Raw genomic sequence first — 3,409 nt, forward strand, 5'->3', positions numbered from 1 at the left:
GGATGGTCTGAACAAGTGGATCTAGATGGGTGGGTAAGTCAGCGATCGCCCACGGTACGACACCACTGCCTAGGGTGACATGGGGGGTAAAGGGCGTACTCCGGAGGCGATCGCTGAGATGACTAATGAGATGAGTCAAGGAGGTACGGTGCTCCTCTTTGGGTATCAGCCAAAATGATAGGTTGACCATGGTAAGAGTAGTTTTTTCTGATTATCCATCAACCTTTGCGCCTCGGTAGCGTAATTTTTGCCGATCTAGCTCATAGTTCTGCGCAAACTGAGGAATATCGCCTTCGTGCCCTAGGATAATCAAGGCATCCCCTGCTGCTAGCATCAGCCCCGCTTCCGGTTGCAGGACGAGTTCTCCATTAGCCCGGCGTAGCGCCACAATGATGAATGTTCCCTTGCCCCGGATCTCGACCTCCTTGATCGTCCTGCGAACCATAGCAGATCCCTCTGGCACCGCTAGTTCTGCCATTTGTACATGGATTTGGGTGAGCAGATCGTTAATATAGCTGCGCTCGTCTTTCTCGGTGAGGAAATCGGTGGTGGTTGGGCGAGTAATTAAATGCGACATACGTAACGCGCTAATGGTCGCGGGTAAAACTACATGATCAGCACCAGCTAGCCGCAGCTTCTTCTCTGTGGAGGGCACTTCGCCCCGGGCAAGAATCACTAAATTTTGATTTAATTCACGAGCCGTTAAGGTAATAAAAACATTGAGGGCGTCATCAGATAAAACTGTAGCTAAAACCTTAGCTCGATTGATACCCACAGCATTTAGAACATCTTCATCCGTAGCATTGCCACTGTAAGCGAGATAATTTAATGCTTCTGCCTGTTCAATTTGCTGGGGGGCAGAGTCGATGACCACAAAGGGATGCTGAGCATCATCTAGGTGTCGTGCTAAGACTTGACCAATGCGTCCAAAACCACAGATGATCACATGATCCTTCAGGCTATCAATACTTTTTTGCTTACGGCGATCATCCAGTGCTCGGTTAATCTCTCCTTCTGTCACCATTTGTAAAAAGCCTCCTACAATGTATACGGCAGATGATGTACCCGCGATAATCACAATCATGGTAAATATCTTTTGGGTGGGAGTGTCGAGAGGCCTCACTTCTCCGTATCCTACTCCAAAAATGGTGATGACCACCATGTAGATAGCTTCTAGTAATGACCAACCAAAGAGGGTGTAGCCAAAGATAGCTACAATGAGAGTAATGCTAAAGAAAATGGCTCCGGTAAGAATACGCTGAAACGAGCCTTGCATGGGGGTTACGTCCTGAACAGTGGTTGATGAAAAATACCTGAAAAGTGGATACGATTAAATCCGGTCAAACATCTGTTCTATTTATGTCAGACTTTAGAGTACTCAGAAAACCTGTTCCGTCTACAGTTCACTTAGTTGAGCTTGATAATCCATAGCGTCAATTCAAGGATTAGGCATACTTCGACACCTATGCGATCGCCTTCTTGCTGAATAGCATCCACCTCAGATATTCCTGGTTTTTTATGTATGAAAGGTTTCCAAGCGTGATCAGGGTTATTCGTCTAACCAGGCGATCGCTGCCACGGGCCCTCCGCCCGGCGGCCCTTGATGTTCACTGCCGCCAGATACGTAAATCATGGGATCCTGGACAACAGAGGCGATCGCTGCCCCAACAACAGCGCGAGCCATGCGGGTATGGCTAATATCAGAGTCATCCAGCATAGTATGGCGGCGGCCCAGAATCTGTCCTGTGGGAGAAGCTTCGGCTTTTGCGAGAATTTGAACCATGCGATCGCTCCCTTGACCTGTTTGAGCCATGGCTTGGCGAACCGCCTCCACATCGAGCGCATGATCCATGACGCTATGACCGATGACGTAGGCGCTGGTGCAGGGAGCATTACCCAACACCATAATCTCGCAGTTCTGTAATTCCACTCCGGCGGAGGTTGAGGCTACCCCAGAATACAGATCAAAGTTGTGGGCAATATCTGACTCCTGGAGGTTATCGAGGGATAATTCACCGAGGGCGATCGCCACCCCCAATGCCGATGCACCCCGGGACAGGGCCATGGATTGATAGCTGCTAACCTGCACCGCCTCTGCCTGACTAGACCGTTGGCTGGCGGTCATCAACGGACATTTAATCTGGACAAAGTGAATTTGATCCGCAGCGGCACCGGCGTCTGCGATCGCCTCCTGAACCGCCGCGGCCACGGTGGTTACCATGGTCAAGGTGCCAATCTCCTGGGGCAAAAAGGGACGGGTCTTAGCGGTACCTAATACGAGCCCTAGACGGGGCGATCGCTGGGGATCATCCGGTTGGCGCGTGAACACCGTTAGATGGGGGCTGATCACCCCTTCTGTACCGCCAGACATGACAAAGACGATCTCCTGAATCGCCTCAGGAGATAGATATTTGGCTAGATAAACCTTGAGAGACTGGGTGGCAAAGCCGCGCGTGAAATCATTCACACAGCCATTGCCCTCGGTTTTGCCAAGAATGCCCACAATATGCTGGGGAGCGATCGCTCCCTGGTGGATCAGGGTATGAAGCCCCGACACATCATCCGGCCCAGCTTGGGGAATTTTGAAGACATCAACCCGCATGAGCACCTCCGACCGCTAACGCTTCTAGCCATGGGGTTAGACCAGACTGTACCTGATCGGCCGTTGCCGTCCAACCGACAATGCCCCCCTGAGCCCGGATCATCTCCAGGGTCGATTGTTTGAAGGCGGGAAAATAGCTCTCCGTGCAATCCTCCACCATCAGACAGGTATAGCCGCGATCATTCGCTTCACGCATGGTGGTTTGTACGCATACCTCGGTGGTCACTCCGGTGAACAGCAGGTGGGTAATACCAGCTTGCTGTAGGTAGGTTTGCAGGGGTGTGTTGTAGAAAGCACCTTTCCCAGGCTTAGTAATCACCTGTTCGTCGGGCTGCGGAGCCAGTTCTGGGATAATTTGATTACCGGGTTCACCGTAGACCAAGATGCGTCCCATGGGGCCTTGATCACCAATTTTCAGCGTACCGTTACCGCGATCGCGCTTGGAGGGAGGACAGTCGGACAAATCGGGCTGATGACATTCTTGGGTATGAATGACCGGCAGATGGTGGGCGCGAAAGAAGTCGAGCAGGGTTTTGAGCTTGGGTACAATCGCCTGGAGCAGACTGACATCATTGCCTAGGGCATCACCAAAGCCACCGGGCTCTAAGAAATCGCGCTGCATGTCAATAATCACCAGGGCTAGGGAGCGATCGCCCGGTAGGGGATAGGCATAGGGTTGGGCATCAAGATGAAACATAGGAAACTACCAGCAGAATGAAGCTATTGTAGATGGGGTCACGCCTTCTGTAACATCCCCTATGTCACCTATCGTTGGCTTTTGAAGCGATCGCCTCCGTAGATTCCGCA

Annotated in this window: 3 protein-coding genes; all 3 read right to left on the bottom strand. The window is 51.5% G+C overall.

The features are described from left to right. Positions 1 to 211 precede the first annotated feature (211 nt). The 3 genes from V6D20_21285 to V6D20_21295 all read right to left on the bottom strand — a co-directional run bounded on the left by V6D20_21285 (position 212) and on the right by V6D20_21295 (position 3,299). Complete coding sequence (locus V6D20_21285; protein ID HEY9818315.1) at positions 212 to 1,276, bottom strand: NAD-binding protein; 1,065 nt, start codon at positions 1,274 to 1,276, stop codon at positions 212 to 214. Between the two features lie 273 nt (positions 1,277 to 1,549). Next, the gene (locus tag V6D20_21290) at positions 1,550 to 2,602 is read right to left on the bottom strand and encodes a ring-opening amidohydrolase (protein ID HEY9818316.1); all 1,053 of its coding nucleotides are present in this window, start codon (positions 2,600 to 2,602) and stop codon (positions 1,550 to 1,552) included. Continuing rightward, the gene (locus V6D20_21295) at positions 2,592 to 3,299 is read right to left on the bottom strand and encodes an isochorismatase family cysteine hydrolase (protein ID HEY9818317.1); all 708 of its coding nucleotides are present in this window, start codon (positions 3,297 to 3,299) and stop codon (positions 2,592 to 2,594) included. Before V6D20_21295 ends, V6D20_21290 begins: the two co-directional genes overlap by 11 nt. Positions 3,300 to 3,409: the final 110 nt, after the last annotated feature.

Source organism: Candidatus Obscuribacterales bacterium, from assembly GCA_036703605.1.
Lineage (GTDB): Bacteria > Cyanobacteriota > Cyanobacteriia > RECH01 > RECH01 > RECH01.